Below are 516 nucleotides of genomic sequence, written 5' to 3'. Positions count from 1 at the left end.
AAATGGATTCCCCCTCTCGTGTTTGCTTCTCCTTCGGTATAAAAACGGTAAATACCGCTCCGCCGCCTTTTTGATTGGCCACTTCAATCCAACCGCCAAGTTCACGTACAGATTCCTTTACGTTGGCCAGCCCGTAGCCTCTCTTCATCCCCTTTGAAGAATATCCTCGTTCAAAGATGGCTTTCATCTTATCAGGCGCTACGCCGCATCCTGTGTCAGCCACTTCTATGACAATATCGCGGCCGATGTCAGTGATGAAAAATGAAACAAGCCGCACATTTTGCTCAGCTACGGCTTCGAAAGCGTTATCAATTAAATTCCCGATGATCGTAATGAGATGAGACATCCCGATATGCTCAGGAAGCGGCTCAAGCGTGCTGTTTTCATCAATGGACAACTTAACTTTTTTCTCCGAAGCCTTTCCCATTTTGCCCAACAGGATAGCCTGCACCTGCTGAGAATGAATGTTTTTGAATAAAATGTCGTGCTGTTCATTTTGAATGGCGTATTCCTCTT

Annotated in this window: 1 protein-coding gene; it reads right to left on the bottom strand. The window is 45.7% G+C overall.

Annotated features, from left to right (window positions below):
• A partial coding sequence (locus tag AC27IT_RS28280) for a sensor histidine kinase (RefSeq protein ID WP_487092336.1) occupies window positions 1-516 on the bottom strand: 516 nt, incomplete at both ends.

It is taken from the genome of Brevibacillus sp. YAE8 (genome assembly GCF_057543335.1).
Note: the sequence above shows the minus strand (reverse complement) of the source record. Positions and strands in the feature narration are given on the sequence as shown.